This window comes from Kibdelosporangium banguiense (genome assembly GCF_017876405.1).
Taxonomy (GTDB): Bacteria; Actinomycetota; Actinomycetes; order Mycobacteriales; family Pseudonocardiaceae; genus Kibdelosporangium; species Kibdelosporangium banguiense.
Window position 1 is genome coordinate 2,872,945 of the sequence record NZ_JAGINW010000001.1, and the last position, 15,179, is coordinate 2,888,123.

Consider the following 15,179-nt stretch of genomic DNA (forward strand, 5'->3'; position numbering starts at 1 on the left):
CGTGTCCGGACTCTTCGTGCTGGCGCAGGAGCCGGCCAAGATCGACGCACCGCAGATCGACTATCCGGCGATCCTGCCGGTGCTGATCCTGCTCGGCGCGGCGTGCATCGGCGTGCTGTTCGAGGCCTTCCTGGCCAAGCAGAACCGCTGGGCCGGGCAGGTCACGCTGTCGCTGCTGGCGATCGTGGGCGCGGGCGTGGCGTTCATCGTCTACGTCACCGACTCGCCGCAGGCCGGGCTGACCACGCTGTACCGGACGATCGCGGTCGACCGGCCGGCACTGTTCCTCTGGGGCACGTTGCTGACCCTCGGGCTCGGCGCGACCCTGCTGATCGCTGACCGGACCGTCGAGCGCGGCGGTGCTTTCGTGGCGCAGGCCGGCATCCGGCCCGGCACGTTCCAGGACCGCGCGCAGGCCGCGACCGGCGGGATGCAGACCGAGGTCTTCCCGCTGACGCTGTTCGCGCTGTCCGGGATGATGATCTTCTGCGCGGCCAACGACCTGCTGACCATGTTCATCGCGCTCGAGGTGCTGTCGCTGCCGCTGTACCTGATGTGCGGCCTGGCCCGGCGCCGGCGGCTGATCTCGCAGGAAGCCGCGGTCAAGTACTTCCTGCTGGGTGCGTTCGCCTCCGCGTTCTTCCTGTACGGCCTGGCTTTGCTGTACGGCTACGCCGGTTCGGTCAAGCTCGTGGAGATCGCCAACGCGGCCGCCGGTTCCGCCGCCTCGGACACACTGCTGTTCGCCGGCTTCGGTCTGCTGGTGGTGGGCCTGCTGTTCAAGGCCTCCGTCGGCCCGTTCCACGCATGGACCCCGGACGTCTACCAGGGCGCGCCCACGCCGATCACCGCTTTCATGGCGGCCTGCACCAAGGTCGCCGCGTTCGGCGGGATCCTGCGCGTGCTGACCGTCGGTTTCCAGTCGACGGGCACGGAGTGGCGCGGCGTGTTGTGGGCCGTGGCGATCGCGTCCATGGTCATCGGCGCGGTGCTCGGCTTGACCCAGACCGACGTCAAGCGGATGCTGGCGTACTCGTCGATCGCGCACGCGGGCTTCCTGCTCGTCGGTGCGATCGCACTGCGGCCGGAAGGTATTTCGGGCACGCTCTTCTACCTGCTCACCTACGGTTTCACCACGCTGGCGGCGTTCGGCGCGGTCAGCCTGGTGCGCGACTCCAACGGTGAGGCGACGCACCTGTCGCAGTGGGCGGGCCTGGCCAAGCGGTCGCCCGTGCTGGCCGCCGTGTTCACGTTCCTGCTGCTCGCCATGGCGGGTATCCCGCTGACCAGCGGGTTCGTCGGCAAGTTCGTGGTGTTCTCGGCGGGCATCCAGGACGGGATGACCCCGCTCGTGGTGATCGCGCTGATCGCCTCGGCGGTGGCGGCGTTCTTCTACCTGCGGGTGATCGTGCTGATGTACTTCAGCGAGCCGGCTCCGGACGGCCCGACCGTGACCGTCCCCGGGACGTTCACCACAGCCGCCATCACCTTGGGTGTACTGGTGACCCTGGTGCTCGGCCTGGTGCCCGCGTTCGCGCTGGACTGGGCGGGTACGGGGACGTTTGCCTTCTAAGGAGTGCTGTTCACCACGCATATCGCGTCTGACCAGCCTTGCCGTCGCTGAAGCGTTTACGCTGAGATGACTGGTAACACTGCTGCCGGGAGCGACGACGACGTGACAGTTGACCCAACGCCTGCCGTTCCTGACCCCCGTTTGCCGTTGGGGCTGAGCGCGGCCGATCCCGACCTGGTCCGGTCGGTCGGTGTGGCATTGACCGATGTGGAGAAAATCCTCCGCGGGGTCGCGGACAGTGACGTCTCGTTCATCGACGAGGCGGCACTGCACCTGGTGAACGCGGGTGGCAAACGCTTCCGCCCGCTGTTCACGCTGATCTCCGCGCATGTCGCCGACGGGCCGTTGCCCGAGGTCGTCATCGCTTCGGCCGCGGTCGAGCTGGTGCACCTCGCGACGCTGTACCACGACGACGTGATGGACGAGGCGACCATGCGCCGCGGCGCGGTCAGCGTGAACGCCCGGTGGGACAACACCATCGCCATCCTCACCGGCGACTTCCTGTTCGCCCACGCGTCCGGCCTGGTCGCCGACCTGGGCACGGACGCGGCGCGGATCATCGCGGAGACGTTCGGCGAACTGGTCACCGGGCAGATGCGCGAGACCGTCGGGCCGGCGCCCGACGAGGACCCGGTCGAGCACTACCTGTCGGTGATCGGCCAGAAGACCGGATCGCTGATCGCGACCGCAGGCCGGTACGGCGGCATGTTCTCCAACGCCACGCCTGCCGAGACCGAGGCGCTCTACCGCTACGGCAAGATCATCGGTGCGGCGTTCCAGATCTCCGACGACATCATCGACATCGCCTCACCGGCCGCCGAGTCGGGCAAGACCCCCGGCACCGACCTGCGTGAAGGCGTCAAGACACTGCCGATGATCCACGCCCTGGCAGCGGCCGAGAACGACCGGCTCACCGAGCTGCTCGCCGGACCGATCTCCGGCGACGCCGAGGTGGAAGAGGCCCTTGAGCTGCTGCGCGGCTCCCAGGGCATGGTCCGGGCCCGAGAAACCCTCGAGCAGTACGCGGAGCGTGCGCACAGCGCGCTCACGCCCCTGCCGGACGGGCCCGCGCGGGCCGCGCTGGAGCTGCTCACCCGGTACGTGATCGAACGGACCCGCTAAGGCGCAGTGGTCTCGTGCCCCCTAGGCTGCTTTTCGGGGTGGGAACCACGAGGGAGCGAGTGAATGCAGATCTTCGGGCAGGTCTGGCTGTGGAGCCTCGGCTCCTTCCTCCTGGGAGTGTTGTTCACGTGGTTGCTGCTGGTCAGGCCCGCGCGTAAGCGTGTGGTCGAGCTTGAGGAGGCGGCACTTCGCTCGCCTGAGCCGACTCGCACGGCCCAGCCGATAGCCGAGCCGCCGGGTCAGCCGGGACCGAACAAAACGGACAGGTTCCTGGACGACTTGTTCGAGTCCCAGCGGCCGCCGCAGATGCCTCAGCACGTCGCTCCACCGGTCATGCCGCCGCCCCCCGCGGCACCGGCCATGGCACCGCCGTCTCCTGGGCCCACCGCCCCGCCCGAGCCGCCCATTCCGGACGAGAGCGACACCGAGCTGTCCGACGCGCCGTTCCGGCAGTTCACCCAGAGCACCACGGTCTTCGTACCGCCGACGAACCTGCCTCAGCCGTCCGACGTGCCCGCCTCCGGCTCGGCCGAGGACTGGTTCACCAAGGAGGACGAGGCGGATCCGCACGCGATCACGGACGTCGAGGACGACGAGCAGGTCGACGACCGGGGCACGATCTTCACCCAGCACACCACGCCGATCCCGGCCGAGATGATCCGGTCGCTCGACGAGGCCCAGCCGGAGCCGGCCGAGGACTTCGAGCCCGAACCGGACCTCGCTCCGGCCGAGGTCACGCAGCATTTCGAGGCTGTGCAGCCAGTCGAGCCCTTCGAGCCGGTTGCCGAGCCGGCCCTGGCAGGGGCGCCCGCGGAGTCCGGGCGGTCGTTGTTCGAGCCGGTCGTGCCGGTCGGTGAGTACGAGGAGGCCGAGGAGGACGACTTTGTCCCGCCAGGCCCGTTCGGGCCGGGTTCGGCGATGCCGCTGCCGGGCGGCGGCGCGCCCGCACCGGAGTTCAATGTCAAGGCGAGCGTGACCGCGCTGCGGTACTGCACGCAGGACAACCCGCAATTCGACCGGATCGTGGCCGAGGTGTGGTTCCGCACGCCCAGCGACGCTGAGCGGGTCGGTTTCCGGGTGTTGTCCTAGCCTGGGCTGCTGCCGGCCCATGGGGCCTGGCAGCCGCGCCCGGGGCCGGTGGTCACCAGTTCTGCCCACGCCAGTTCTGTCCACGCATCACCGGCACCTCCCTTCGGCAACGCCTCGCTGGGTTGTCCCCAAATGTCGGAGTGACTGGCAGGACACGTTCGGTTACGTTGCTGCCATGGCGGCGGGCCGAGTGCTATGAGCGTGCGCGGTGACCAGCTCGCCTGGATGACGGTTCGGCGGTGGGCTCTCTGGCAGCTGCCCAGACGAAGCCTCATCGGTTACGTCCTCACGATCGACGCCTTGGCGCTCGGCGGCGTCGCCAGCTCGTTGTCACTGATTTCAATTGATCAGGACAACGCTGTTCCGTTTATCCTTCTTACCAGCTGCGCGGTGCTTTATACAGAGCTCTCAAGGCCCATCGAAAGGATGCGCGAGAGATATAAGGGGACACCGTTCATCGACCTGAATTCGGTGTGGATGTTCGCGGCGATCTTGTTGCTGCATCCGGCGCTGTCAGCGGTCGTGATCATTGTCTCCTACTTCTCCCGGTGGGTCCGCGTCCGGCCGAACCCCCTCTACCGGAGAACCTTCTCGACTGCGGCCGCGATCGCCGCGGGCTATGCCGCGTACGCATATCTCGTACTCATGAGTGGTATCCCGTTCAGCCGAATGCCCCGAAATGTCGACTCTTTCGGCCTAGTCGTCAGTACCGGCCTGGTCTTCCTGATTGTGAATACAATCCTGATCACGATCGCGGTATATCTGGGTACCCCGCACAAGAAAATTCGACAAGCGTTGGGCAGCCCGGCGGACTACGCCCTGGAAGCAGCGACCATAGCACTGGGAATCATGATGGCCTGGGCCCTGGTGGACTGGCCGATAGCCCTGCTGCTGATCATCGGCATAACCCTGGTCCTGCACCGCAGTGTGCTGATCCGCCAGTTGCGCGACCAAGCAAGAGCGGACGCCAAAACCGGCCTGCTGAACTCAGCCTCATGGTCAAAGGACGCGGCCGAGGAACTGACTCGCTCACCGGAAAGCTGTACCGCACTGTTGATGCTCGATCTGGACAACTTCAAATCGATCAACGACCGCCACGGCCACCTCATCGGCGACAAACACCTAAGAGGGGTGGCCGACGTCCTCAAATCCGAGGTCCGCGCCACAGACCTGGTAGGTCGCTTCGGCGGCGAGGAATTCGTCATCCTGCTACCCAACACAACCCAGCACGACGCCCTCGCCATAGCCGAACGCATCCGCCGCCGCATAGCCACCGTCGCCACAGACGGCGTGGACACAGTCACCGTCTCCGTCGGAGTCGCCTCCCACCCCGAACACGGCACAACCCTCGACGAAGTCGTCAGCGCCGCCGACTCAGCCCTGCTCGCCGCCAAAACCGCCGGCCGGAACCGCACCCTCCTCTTCGCCCTCCCACCCCCCTGACCACTCAGCCAGTCAGGTGACACCCAACCACCGGGGAACCAGACCGAGTGGTCCTTCCGTCATAGCTAGGACAGGCACGACCGACCATTGGTACCGTGCCACCAGGACTATGAGCTGCTCGAAGAAGGGGGACCCACGCGATGCAGATAGCAGATGGAGGCGGCGGCGCCATCGGCTCCGCAATAGGCCAATCCATCTTCGACAGCATGAACAGCTTCGCCAACACCGCAGCCGCCGGCGGCTTCGAAGTCAGCGCCGAAGGCGGCGACGCGATGATCAAGGCGATCACCGGTTTTCAGGACTGGGTCAACAGCGAGATCCGAACTGTGGACCGGCTTGCGCAGGAACGCATGCTGGGGACCAGTAATGGGGCCAAAGTCATCGCGCCGTTCGTCCGGACTGTTGCCACTGATGGGCAGGGATTCGCCACTCAACTCAAGGCCTTGGCGAAATCTTTGGAAAAAGCCAAAGAAGGCATTCAGAAGGCGATGGACAACTACCGGGCTACCGAAGAAGCAAACCGCTCCAAGTCGAACAACATTCAGGTCTGACGATCGATGGGTAGTAAATCCAAGGGGAGGCCGGGGAACGTAGTGGCACGTTCAGTTCTGCTGACGTCGGTGCTGGCAGTGGCTGTGGCGGCGCTCGTGGCTTGTTCGAACGAGACCCCAGGGCAGCCCAGCGGAAGCGTCACGCCGACCGGAGGGACGGCCAGCTCCGATGGTCCGTTCTCGACCCCCAATGTGCCGGGCAGTCCATCGGCAAGCACAGGTTCTTCGGGAAGCAGTCGCCTCGAGAACGTGGCAGCGTGTTCTCTGTTGACGGCCAGCGATGCGACCAGTCTTGGTGCTGAGCCGACGGCAAAGGAAACCAATCGCACTAATTCACGTGACTGTGAGTACAAGAAATCCGGAAGCTTCACGATCGGTGTCACAGTCTACGAAAAGCTCGGGATAAAGGACGTGACCGATCGTGGATCGGTGAAGCCGATCACTGTCGGAAAGCATGAGGCTGTCCAGGGTGTGAGCCCGGGTGGCTTGTGTGCCATCGCAATCAAAGTGACTGAGTCTTCGCGAGTGGATGCGACCGCATCTGCCAACGGTGATGAGCAGCGTTCGTGTGACCTGGTGCTGCCGCTGGCCGAAGCAGTCGAGAAGAAGCTGCCTTAGAGCAGGGTGAGGTGCCGTCATGGGAGATTACAGCAACGCCGTCTATCGTCCCGGCGAGAACAATCAGCCGCAGACCATGCAGACGGCTGTACGCCCGGGAACCTCGTCGGCCACTGCCAACGAACACGGCGTGGACATGCGTGGCACAACAGACACCACGGGGCAGGTCCGCGATCGGGCCAACACTGACTACGATCGTGAGCACGACGGTTTTTGGGGTTTTCTTCAACGTGCTTTGTTCAAGGACGGCGCTGTTCAGGGACAGGTCCAGGACGAAACCAGTCGCGATGCGTCAGTTCTTGCCCAAGGTGTGACGACGCGCATCGCACCTGCCGTACCACACAGCAACTACATGTCCCATCCTCATGAGAACCTTGAACAAATGGTCAAGGATGGCACGAGTCCAGGCACAAGCCAAGACATGAGTGACGACTGGATTCGACTTGGCAATGACATGGTCGGTCACCAGACGACGTTCGTGAATGCCATCGGCAAGAGTGAGTCCGAGTGGCGGGGGACGTCTGGCGACAAAGCCAGGCAGTTCATGGCGGATGTTGCGAACTATATCGGTAAGGCTGGGCAGAGTGCGCAGCTGGCGGGTAAGCAGGAGAGTCTGCACTCGCAGGCGTTGAGTAATGCCAGTAATTCGATGCCGAAGCCGATTCCGTTCAATGTCGATCAGGCGAATGCGGACCTGAAAAGCACGACTAACCCGTTCGAGTACATTACGAAGTACTCGAACTACATGATCACGTATCAGGCGAGTCAGAAGGCGCATCAAGAAGCGGCCGACGTTGTGACGACGTATGACACGAGCCTGAGTAGTGCGAGCACTATGCCGGCGTTTGATACGCCGCCGCAGATGGCTGGGGCGACTCCGCCTCCGCCGCCTCCTCCACCGCCGGGGCCTGGTGAGTCTGGGGGCAATGGCGGCACCGGTGGTGGTACTGGTGGCGGTGGGATCGGTGGAGGTGGTGGCGGCACGGGTGGTGCCGGTATTGGTGGCGGTGCTGGTAGTGGCGGGGGTATTGGTGGCGGTGGGCGGTTCCCTGTCGGCGGTGGTGGAGGAGGAGGAGTTGGTGGTGGCGGCGGGATAGGCGGTGGTGGCGGAGCGGGCAGCGGGCGCCCGGGTACGGGTACGCCCGGCCAAGGGTTTGAGCCCGGGCTTGGCGGTCCTGGTGGCCCGGGTGGTGGCGGGCTCAATAACAACAACCCGAACTTCACCGGCGGTGGTCCTATGCCGATGGGGCCGATGGGTGGTGGCTTCGGCGGTGGTGACGACGTGCGGCGCGGAGGCGGCGGAACTGGTGGTGGTCGAAGTGGTTTCGGCGGAGGCGCGGGTGCCGGCGCTGGCGGTGTAGGTGCTGGTGGCGCAGGCGGGCGCGGCGGGTTCGGGGCAGGTGCCGGGGTTGGCGGGCTTGCTGCCGAGCAGGCGGCGATGGGCCGTGGCGGCGCGGCGGGCGGCGTTGGTGGCCGTGGCGCCGCGGGCGGTATGGGTGGAATGGGTGCCGGACGTGGTCAGGGTGGGGAGGACGAAGAGCACGAGCGGCCGTCCTACCTGGTCGAACCGGACCCGGACAGCACGTTCGGAACCGATGAGATGACGGCTCCGCCGGTGATTGGTGGCTGATGCCGACGACGTTCGGGTTGTCCTTCGCCGCGGTGGACATTCTGTCCACCGGGTTGCAGGTCAACTGCCGGGTTTATCCGTTCCAGATCCCGAGCTTCGGTGAGTTCGCCGAGGATCGGGCCCGGATCGCCGACGCGATCAAGGATGACTTGATCAGCCGGGGTCTGGCCGACCAACGGAACCTCGCGCCGGAAGTGGCGGACGCCATTCGCCTGCTTTCCGACTATCAGGTCGCGGTCGCGGTGATGGGCGAGGTCGAAGACGGCAAGAAGGTCTACGCAAGAGGCGCCGCAACGGCCAAAAAAGGAATGGTCGTCATTCAGGAAGAACAGATCCTGAAATTCGAGATCGTCCGTCCTGAGGGGTTGGCCAGGGCCATTGTCGGACTGCTTCCGAATGTGAAAGCCGGTCCCGGCCAGTCGGTGACCATCACTCAGTCGAAAGCGCACCCGAAACCGCAGGAGGATGATCTCGGATTCCGCCGAGTGGCCCCTCCGAGGACGAATTCGACCGCTCAGCTCAGGGGTGCGGAAGAAATTCTCCGCAGAAAACGCATCGGGTCAGGGCATTTCGCGGTCTCCGGCCGTGACCGGAACGGGAAAATAGCTCAGGCTCCTGGCCTCGGCTGGATAGACACTGACGCGGGCCGTTATCTGGTGCAGGCTCATGCCAAGGAAGACGTCGATGGTGGGACGTATTTTCCGGCCGACAACACCCGGATAATCCACCAGTTGAACGAACTGCTGAAGTCCGTGTCATAAAACGAAGGCCGTGTCATGGGAGACACGGCCTTCGGCAAAAACGAATCACACAGTCCAGGTGTCCCGGCCGTTCAGCAGTTTCTGCAAGTCACCCGGCCGGGCGGCCTTCGCGTCGTTGACCTGCTCACGAGCCAGATCGTCGTAAGTCGGCCGCTGCACGTTGCGGAAGATCCCGGTGACGGTGTGCGAGAGGTCCTCGCCACCGATCCGGGACAGCGCGAACGAGTAGGTCGGGTCGTCCAGCGTGGCGTCGTGCACGACGAGGTTCTCCTCACCGACATCGGCCACCTTGGCGACCTCGAGCCCGCCGAAACCGCTGCGCACCAAGCCGAAGTCGCCGTCCGGTCCGAAGCGCACGGGAGCGCCCTGGGTCAGCGGGATCAGCCGCCGTTCCTTCTCGGAGGCGTCCTTCAGCACGTCGAAAGCGCCGTCGTTGAAGATCGGGCAGTTCTGGTAGATCTCCACCAGCGCCGACCCGCGGTGCTGCGCCGCGGCCTGCAGGACCTCGGTGAGCCCCTTGCGGTCGGAGTCCAGCGCCCGCCCGACGAACGTCGCCTCGGCGCCCAGCGCCAGCGAGATCGGGTTGAACGGGTGGTCCAGCGACCCCATCGGCGTGGACTTGGTGACCTTGCCGACCTCGGACGTCGGCGAGTACTGCCCCTTGGTCAGCCCGTAGATCCGGTTGTTGAACAGCAGGATCTTCAGGTTCACGTTGCGCCGCAACGCGTGGATCAGGTGGTTGCCGCCGATCGACAACGCGTCGCCGTCACCGGTGACGACCCACACCGACAGGTCCGGCCGCGACACCGAGAGCCCGGTCGCGATCGCCGGCGCCCGGCCGTGGATCGAGTGGATGCCGTAGGTGTTCATGTAGTACGGGAACCGCGACGAGCAGCCGATTCCCGAAACGAAAACGATGTTCTCACGCTTCAGACCCAGCGTCGGCATGAACGCCTGCACGGCGTTCAGCACGATGTAGTCGCCGCAGCCCGGGCACCACCGGACTTCCTGGTCCGACTTGTAGTCCTTCGCGGTCTGCTTCTCGTCCGTGGTCGGAACTCCGGCCAGGCCGGGCAGCCCGAGGTCGATGGCGGTCATGCCGAGACCCCCTTCACAACGTCTGTGAGCACCCCTTGTAGCTCCTCGGCCTTGAAAGGCAGGCCGGCGACCTTGGTGTAGCTGATGGCGTCCACCAGATACCTGGCTCGCAGGAGCATCGCGAGCTGGCCGAGGTTCATCTCCGGGATCACGACCCGGTCGTAGGCACGCAGGACGTCCCCGAGGTTGGCCGGGAACGGGTTGAGGTGGCGCAGATGCACCTGGGCGACGGCGTGCCCGAGTTTGCGGACCCGCCGGCAGGCCGCCCCGATCGGCCCGTACGACGATCCCCAGCCGAGCACGAGCACCCGGGCCTTGCCGGACGGGTCGTCCACGACGAGGTCGGGCACCTTGATTCCGTCGATCTTGGCTTGGCGCAGCCGCACCATGTGGTCATGGTTAGCCGGGTCGTACGAAATCGAACCCTTTCCGTCCTGCTTTTCCAGACCGCCGATCCGGTGCTGCAGTCCGGGCGTGCCCGGGATGGCCCATTCGCGTGCCAGAGTCTCGGGATCCCGCACATATGGCCAGTGCTCGTCGGAGCCGTCGGTCGCGTTCGGCACGGAAGCGAACGTAACGCGGAGGTCGGGCAGCGTCTCGATATCCGGGATCATCCACGGCTCGGAGCCGTTGGCGATGGCGCCGTCAGACAGAAGCAGTACCGGTGTGCGGTACTCCAGCGCGATCCGCGCCGCTTCCACCGCCGCGTCGAAACAGTCGGCAGGCGATTGCGGCGCGACGATCGGAACCGGCGATTCGCCGTTACGGCCGAACATCGCCTGCAGCAGGTCGGCCTGCTCGGTCTTGGTCGGCAGGCCGGTCGACGGTCCACCGCGCTGTACGTCGATCACGACCAACGGCAGCTCGGTCATCACGCCAAGACCGATAGTTTCGGACTTCAGCGCCAAACCGGGACCGGAAGTCGACGTAACGCCCAGCGCGCCGCCGTATGAGGCACCGAGCGCGATACCGACACCGGCGATCTCGTCCTCGGCCTGAACAGTGGTGATGCCGAAGTTCTTGTGCCGCGACAACTCGTGCAGGATGTCGGACGCCGGCGTGATCGGGTACGTGCCGAGCACGATCTCCAGGCCGGAAAGCTGCCCCGCGGCAACGATCCCGTACGCCAAAGCGGTGTTACCGGTGATCTGGCGGTACGTGCCGGGCGCCAGTTTGGCCGGCGCGACCTGGTAGGTCACCGCGAAGGATTCCGTTGTCTCGCCGTAGTTCCAGCCGGCGCGGAAGGCCAGGATGTTGGCCTCGGCGATGTCCGGCTTCTTGGCGAACTTCTCGCGCAGGAAGCGCTCGGTGCCTTCGGTCGGCCGGTGGTACATCCACGACAGCAGGCCGAGCGCGAACATGTTCTTCGCGCGCTCGGCGTCCTTCTTCGACAGGCCGGTCTCTTCCAGCGCACCACGGGTGATGGTCGCCATCGCGACCTTGTGGACCTGGTAGGACTCCAGTGAGTCGTCTTCCAGCGGGTCGGCCTCGTAGCCGACCTTGACGAGGTTGCGCTTGTTGAACTCGTCGGTGTTGACGATCAGCGTCCCGCCGGGCGGGAGGTCGCCGATGTTGGCCTTGAGCGCGGCCGGGTTCATCGCGACGAGCACGTCCGGCCGGTCGCCGGGCGTGAGGATGTCGTAGTCGGCGAAGTGCAGCTGGAAGCTGGACACACCGGGCAGAGTGCCCTGTGGAGCGCGGATCTCCGCCGGGAAGTTCGGCTGCGTCGCGAGGTCGTTGCCGAAGGCGGCGGCTTCGGACGTGAACCTGTCGCCGGTGAGTTGCATACCGTCGCCGGAGTCACCCGCGAACCGGATCACCACTCGATCGAGCTTGGCGATCTCGGTCTGCCGGGACGACTTCAGCGCATGGCCGTTCGTTTCACCCTCGACACCTGTGCTCATCGGACTCGCCTGATCCCTCTCTGCCGCAACCGGAATTCAGTTGCCGTCCCCGCTTCGAGCCTAGTCCCACAGTCCCGCACCGGCCTCGCCCCTTGCTGGAGAAGGACTAGTCATTACCTGTTACCAAAGGTAGGCACCGGGTTTGGACCGGTATCCCGGAAGCGGCCTACGTCACATGCCACAATTATATGTTACCGCCGGTAACACCTACGACCGGCCGGTGATCCGCGACTTCAGCTCCGTGAGCCGGGCCGCGAACTCGGCCGTGCGCATGCTTGCCACCTGCGCCTCCAGCTCTAGTTCAACGGCTGACGCATGATCATCAATCCCGGCTGTGGCCCGAAAAGTTCGTTTCGTGGTCCGGATGAGATCTCGTGGGGCATTCACCGAAGCCAGTGCGACCGCCGCCGCGACAAGGTCGTCATCCACCCGCCGGTACGCGAGACCAGCGCGAACAGCGGCATCAGCGTCCAGGACGTCGCCCAGCAAGGTCATCGCTTTGGCTGTCTGCGGGCCCACCGCGCGCTGCAACATCCATGTCATCCCACCGCCGGGATGGATCCCAATCTGTAGGAAACGCGCGTCGAACCGTGCCTTCGGCCCTGCCAACCGGACATCGCACGCGAGCGCGAGATTCAACCCGGCGCCGACCGCAGCGCCATTGACCGCCGCGACGGTCGGCAGCGAGCACTCCGCAAACGCGAGAAACCCCGCGTAGATCTTGCGAAGGCCTTCTTCCTGAGCATCGCCGAGCGAAGTCAGGTCCGCACCCGCGCAGAACGCCGGTGGCGCACCGGTGACGACGATCGCGTGCACATTCGTATCGGCCTCGCACTCGGCGACCGCGTCCACCAGGGCCGCTGAAATGGGCAAAGTCAGGGCGTTCCGGCGGTCGGGAACATTGAGCGTGACCACGGCGACACCGTCATGACGCTCCAGCAGGACCTCAGTCATGGTCCGTTTCTAGGCTCAGGCGCCGGCGAGCGTTCAAGCAGGGTCGACAACACGACAGTCGAAACAGTGCGATCAATCATGTCCACGCCACGCAGCCGCTCGAGCGCGTCCTCAAGATGATGGATGTCGGCGGCCCGCAGGTGCACGATCGCGTCGGCCGCGCCCGAAACCGTGTACGCCGCGACGACCTCCGCCAGCGGCTCAAGGCTCGCGCGGATCTGGCCAGGCGAAACGTTGCCCCGGTACCGCACCTCGACGAATGCCTCGGTTCCCCACCCCAGCGCCTCCGGATCGACCACGGCGGTGAACCCTCGCAGCACGCCCCGGTCCAGCAGCCGGTCGACCCGCCGCTTGACCGCCGGAGCGGACAAACCGACCACCTTGCCGATCTCCGCGTAGCTGGATCGGGCGTCGGCAACGAGCTGCGAAACGATTCGCTGATCTATCGAGTCCACACGCAACATTCTGCATGCTTCGAAGCAATATTACGAGCTTGATCCATACTCGACATCGCCCATACATTTCGATCCATGACATCAACCGTGGTGGCAGCCGAGCGCATGCCGACGACGCGTCGTTACCTGATGTGCCCACCGCGGTTCTTCGCCGTGGAGTACTCGATCAACCCATGGATGGACCCAAGCCGTCCGATGGACCGTGACCTGGCCGAACAGCAGTGGACCAAGCTGCACGACACCTACGTCGACCTAGGCCACAAGGTCGAGACGATCGAACCCCAGCCAGGCCTGCCCGACATGGTCTTCGCGGCCAACTCGGCCACAGTGGTCGACGGCCGCGTCCTCGGCGCCAACTTCCGCGCCCCACAACGCGCGGCCGAAGCCGACCACTACCGCCGCTGGTTCATCGAAAACGGCTACCACAACGTGGTCATGCCCACCAGGATCAACGAAGCCGAAGGCGACTTCGCCTGGACAGGCAAGTTCCTGCTGGCCGGCACCGGCTTCCGCACAGACCCAGGCGCCCACGCCGAAGCCCAGGAAGTCCTCGGAGTCCCAGTCGTCTCCCTGCAACTGGTGGACCCCCGCTACTACCACCTGGACACAGCCTTGTTCGTCCTGAACGAGGACGAACCCAACATCGCCTACTACCCGGCCGCATTCTCAAAAGGCTCCCAAAAAGTCCTCAGCCGCCTTTTCCCCCAAGCAGTGATAGCCACAGCGGAAGACGCGGACTGTTTCGGCCTCAACGCAGTCTCAGACGGCCGAAACGTAATCCTCCCCACCGAAGCCACAGCACTGGCCAAGCAACTGGAAAGCCGCGGCTACGAACCAATCTTCGTAGAAATCTCAGAACTGAAAAAGTCAGGCGGCGGCCCAAAATGCTGCACCATGGAAATCCGCGGCTAACCCCAGCCCTGAGCTCCTGACCAAGCCCCTGCGATGGTGCCGGCAGCTGAGCCCTGCTTGGGTTCCGGTTCCGTGTCTGTGGCTGAGCCCTGCCCTGGTATATGGTTCGGCGTCTCTGGCTGGGCGCTCTGCTTTGGTATTGCTGGTTGGGACGGCTCGATTTGATGACACGGAGACCTCTGAGGCGGCCGCGTCAGGACTAAAGGGCAGGCCCATGGATCAAGGTGGGGTTCTCGGCCGGAGCCGTGAGGGGCCTGCCGCGCCGACAAGCTTAAGGCCGCCTCCACCCCGTATAAAATCGAGCCTTTCAGGCCGTTGGCCGACGTCCCAGCCTGGCTGGGCCCCGGGAATTGAACGACCCAAGCTGCAACTCAAACGATTGAAGCCTGTGAGCCTGCGAAAACAAATCCTTAAGGCTGTGAGGCGCCCGCGCCTCATGCCTGAAAGGAGGGCGCCCGCGCCCGATGCTAGTCAAACGAAAAATGACCGGCGCTGGTTCTGAAGGAGCACGCACCCTGGGGGGCGCCTACGCCGCCGGTCACCGGGCCACGGAGCTGATCCCCGGCACCGACCGGGGAACCGCCGTGGTCAAAGGCTTCACCGGCGAACGCTCCGAGATCGTGCAGGTGTACTTCCTGGACGTCTCCCGCAGCAACGACCAGGTGACCTCGATCATCCAACGGTCGCTTGCCGCGATCGCCGAACGAGGCGCCCTGCCCGGCGCCGACCGGGAAGCACCTGTGATCGATGCGGCCCGGGACCTGCTGGAAGACCTGGACGCGGTGTTGGACACCGACCCGGTCCCGGCCGCTGACGTGCCCGCCCTGTTGGCCAAGCACGCGCCGCGCTTCGAGCCGTACAAGCGACTGACCGGCAAGGCCTTGCGCGCTCAACTGGCCAAGGACGGGGTCAAGGTGCCGTCCACGGGCAACCGCTACCCAGTCGACCCGACTACTGTCCGTGAAGCCCTGGCCAAGCGGGCCACCGCCGACCTCGACGACGCAGCCTGACCGAACACCAGGGCGAGGTTCCGCCCGACCTGCTCAGCGAGCTGACCCAGGCCGCCGAG

14 protein-coding genes are annotated in these 15,179 nt (G+C 65.2%); 10 read left to right on the forward strand and 4 right to left on the reverse strand.

The features are described 5' to 3' along the window. Position 1: 1 nt before the first annotated feature. The 8 genes from nuoN to JOF56_RS13790 all read left to right on the forward strand — a co-directional run bounded on the left by nuoN (position 2) and on the right by JOF56_RS13790 (position 8,787). Positions 2-1,573 (forward strand): NADH-quinone oxidoreductase subunit NuoN, encoded by a 1,572-nt coding sequence (gene nuoN / locus JOF56_RS13755; protein ID WP_307855090.1) that lies wholly within the window; start codon positions 2-4, stop codon positions 1,571-1,573. Between the two features lie 66 nt (positions 1,574-1,639). Beyond that, complete coding sequence (locus JOF56_RS13760) at positions 1,640-2,695, forward strand: polyprenyl synthetase family protein (protein WP_209637795.1); 1,056 nt, start codon at positions 1,640-1,642, stop codon at positions 2,693-2,695. Between the two features lie 63 nt (positions 2,696-2,758). Continuing rightward, the gene (locus tag JOF56_RS13765) at positions 2,759-3,784 is read left to right on the forward strand and encodes a sunset domain-containing protein (RefSeq protein ID WP_209637797.1); all 1,026 of its coding nucleotides are present in this window, start codon (positions 2,759-2,761) and stop codon (positions 3,782-3,784) included. 195 nt (positions 3,785-3,979) lie between these two features. Then, a complete protein-coding gene (locus JOF56_RS13770) occupies positions 3,980-5,227 on the forward strand; it encodes a sensor domain-containing diguanylate cyclase (protein WP_245378254.1) in 1,248 nt (415 codons plus the stop codon). A gap of 140 nt (positions 5,228-5,367) precedes the next feature. Then, positions 5,368-5,778: a hypothetical protein gene (locus JOF56_RS13775; protein WP_209637799.1), complete on the forward strand. Its 411-nt coding sequence runs from the start codon at positions 5,368-5,370 to the stop codon at positions 5,776-5,778. A 6-nt stretch (positions 5,779-5,784) separates the two neighbouring features. Further along, positions 5,785-6,396 carry a DUF3558 family protein gene (locus JOF56_RS13780; protein ID WP_245378255.1) on the forward strand — a complete coding sequence of 204 codons (612 nt, stop codon included), beginning with the start codon at positions 5,785-5,787 and terminating at the stop codon, positions 6,394-6,396. A gap of 19 nt (positions 6,397-6,415) precedes the next feature. Beyond that, positions 6,416-8,026 carry a hypothetical protein gene (locus JOF56_RS13785; RefSeq protein WP_209637804.1) on the forward strand — a complete coding sequence of 537 codons (1,611 nt, stop codon included), beginning with the start codon at positions 6,416-6,418 and terminating at the stop codon, positions 8,024-8,026. Beyond that, complete coding sequence (locus JOF56_RS13790; RefSeq protein WP_209637806.1) at positions 8,026-8,787, forward strand: ESX secretion-associated protein EspG; 762 nt, start codon at positions 8,026-8,028, stop codon at positions 8,785-8,787. Before JOF56_RS13785 ends, JOF56_RS13790 begins: the two co-directional genes overlap by 1 nt. Positions 8,788-8,832: 45 nt before the next feature. Here the strand turns inward: JOF56_RS13790 and JOF56_RS13795 are convergent, their stop codons facing one another. The 4 genes from JOF56_RS13795 to JOF56_RS13810 form a co-directional block, all read right to left on the reverse strand. Next, positions 8,833-9,885 carry a 2-oxoacid:ferredoxin oxidoreductase subunit beta gene (locus JOF56_RS13795; protein WP_209637808.1) on the reverse strand — a complete coding sequence of 351 codons (1,053 nt, stop codon included), beginning with the start codon at positions 9,883-9,885 and terminating at the stop codon, positions 8,833-8,835. Then, positions 9,882-11,789 carry a 2-oxoacid:acceptor oxidoreductase subunit alpha gene (locus tag JOF56_RS13800; RefSeq protein WP_209637810.1) on the reverse strand — a complete coding sequence of 636 codons (1,908 nt, stop codon included), beginning with the start codon at positions 11,787-11,789 and terminating at the stop codon, positions 9,882-9,884. The genes JOF56_RS13795 and JOF56_RS13800 overlap by 4 nt, the downstream gene beginning before the upstream one ends. Before the next feature lie 207 nt (positions 11,790-11,996). Then, the gene (locus JOF56_RS13805) at positions 11,997-12,743 is read right to left on the reverse strand and encodes an enoyl-CoA hydratase (protein ID WP_209637812.1); all 747 of its coding nucleotides are present in this window, start codon (positions 12,741-12,743) and stop codon (positions 11,997-11,999) included. Then, positions 12,740-13,198 (reverse strand): Lrp/AsnC family transcriptional regulator, encoded by a 459-nt coding sequence (locus tag JOF56_RS13810; protein ID WP_209637815.1) that lies wholly within the window; start codon positions 13,196-13,198, stop codon positions 12,740-12,742. The genes JOF56_RS13805 and JOF56_RS13810 overlap by 4 nt, the downstream gene beginning before the upstream one ends. Before the next feature lie 75 nt (positions 13,199-13,273). On the opposite strand from JOF56_RS13810, the gene ddaH reads away from it, so the two are divergent. Next, the gene (gene ddaH / locus JOF56_RS13815) at positions 13,274-14,110 is read left to right on the forward strand and encodes a dimethylargininase (protein ID WP_209637817.1); all 837 of its coding nucleotides are present in this window, start codon (positions 13,274-13,276) and stop codon (positions 14,108-14,110) included. A gap of 464 nt (positions 14,111-14,574) precedes the next feature. After that, a complete protein-coding gene (locus JOF56_RS13820) occupies positions 14,575-15,120 on the forward strand; it encodes a hypothetical protein (RefSeq protein WP_209637819.1) in 546 nt (181 codons plus the stop codon). Positions 15,121-15,179 lie beyond the last annotated feature (59 nt).

Excerpts from the sequence above, each read along its gene's own strand:
- JOF56_RS13795 (WP_209637808.1), bottom strand. The coding sequence starts at position 9,885 with ATGACCGCCATCGACCTCGGGCTGCCCGGCCTGGCCGGAGTTCCGACC.
- JOF56_RS13785 (WP_209637804.1), top strand. The coding sequence starts at position 6,416 with ATGGGAGATTACAGCAACGCCGTCTATCGTCCCGGCGAGAACAATCAG.
- JOF56_RS13780 (WP_245378255.1), top strand. The coding sequence starts at position 5,785 with ATGGGTAGTAAATCCAAGGGGAGGCCGGGGAACGTAGTGGCACGTTCA.
- ddaH (WP_209637817.1), top strand. The coding sequence starts at position 13,274 with ATGACATCAACCGTGGTGGCAGCCGAGCGCATGCCGACGACGCGTCGT.
- JOF56_RS13790 (WP_209637806.1), top strand. The coding sequence starts at position 8,026 with ATGCCGACGACGTTCGGGTTGTCCTTCGCCGCGGTGGACATTCTGTCC.
- JOF56_RS13770 (WP_245378254.1), top strand. The coding sequence starts at position 3,980 with ATGAGCGTGCGCGGTGACCAGCTCGCCTGGATGACGGTTCGGCGGTGG.
- JOF56_RS13820 (WP_209637819.1), top strand. The coding sequence starts at position 14,575 with ATGCTAGTCAAACGAAAAATGACCGGCGCTGGTTCTGAAGGAGCACGC.
- JOF56_RS13760 (WP_209637795.1), top strand. The coding sequence starts at position 1,640 with ATGACTGGTAACACTGCTGCCGGGAGCGACGACGACGTGACAGTTGAC.
- JOF56_RS13775 (WP_209637799.1), top strand. The coding sequence starts at position 5,368 with ATGCAGATAGCAGATGGAGGCGGCGGCGCCATCGGCTCCGCAATAGGC.
- JOF56_RS13805 (WP_209637812.1), bottom strand. The coding sequence starts at position 12,743 with ATGACTGAGGTCCTGCTGGAGCGTCATGACGGTGTCGCCGTGGTCACG.
- JOF56_RS13800 (WP_209637810.1), bottom strand. The coding sequence starts at position 11,789 with ATGAGCACAGGTGTCGAGGGTGAAACGAACGGCCATGCGCTGAAGTCG.
- JOF56_RS13765 (WP_209637797.1), top strand. The coding sequence starts at position 2,759 with ATGCAGATCTTCGGGCAGGTCTGGCTGTGGAGCCTCGGCTCCTTCCTC.